Genomic DNA, 1,002 nt, shown 5'->3' with positions numbered 1-1,002 from the left:
CGTGGGATCGCGCCGACGTCCTCTGGGCCGCCGTCGAACCGGCCCAGGGGACGTACGACGACACCGCCGTCCACGCCTTCGGCGCCCGGTTCGCCGCCGCCGCGCTGAACGGCGTCACCCTGCTCCCGGTCCTGGCCTACTCCGCCCCCTGGGCCGCCCGGACGACGGCGTACGGCTGGACGCACTGGGACGTGCGGTACGAGGTCGGCGCCGCCCAGGCGAACACCGGCTCGGGCTGGTCGCGCCGGGTGACCAGGACCCGGATCAGCACCGGCGAAGTCCTCCAGGACGAGGTCGTCGTGCTGCCCAAGGACAGGACGCCGCCGGCGGACCCGGCGAGGTGGAGCGCGTTCGTCGACCACGTCGTGGGGATCCTGCGCGGCACCTACGGGGTCGAGTACTTCCAGGTGTGGAACGAGGCGTACTGGTCGGCGGGGTTCTGGTACGGCAGCCCGTACGAGTACGTCGACCAGATCCACAAGCCCGCGTCGGCGGTGATCCGCGGCCACGGCGGCAAGGTCGTCTACGGCGGCTGGCCCTCGGTGGCGGCGATCGCCCGCTTCACCGCCCTGCTGACCGAGACGAGCGCCTGGTCCAGCATCGACGTGTTCGACGTGCACTACTACAAGCCGTCCGACCTGGAGTCGCTGCGGGTCGCGTGCGTCGCCGCGCTGGGGACGTCGCTGCCGATCTGGCAGACCGAGATCGGCTACTCGACCAGCCCCGCGGCGGCCGCCCTGGTGTACCCGGGACTGCTGCACTGGGCGATCACGCGCGGCCTCGCGCAGCGGCCGGACGGCTTCAAGCTGCTCTGGTACGCCTGGCAGGCGCCCGCCTCGGCGTCCGCCGCCGACGCCGGCCGCTACCTGCGCGCAGCCGACGGGACGCCGACCTCCCACGGCGTCTGCCTCGCCACCGTCGCCGACCTCTTCGACGGCGTGGTGCCCGAGACCTACGACACCCACACCAACGACGCCGGGCTCACGACGGCCCGGGACTGGG

The 1,002-nt window shown here is 73.3% G+C and carries 1 protein-coding gene; it reads left to right on the top strand.

Translation table 11 applies throughout. The features are described from left to right. A partial coding sequence (locus ACWCSD_RS53140) for a hypothetical protein (RefSeq protein WP_449927703.1) occupies nt 1-1,002 on the top strand: 1,002 nt, incomplete at both ends.

Source organism: Nonomuraea sp. NPDC001684 (assembly GCF_053596515.1).
The sequence above is the reverse complement of the archived record's forward strand: the minus strand, read 5'-3'. Positions and strand labels throughout refer to the sequence as shown.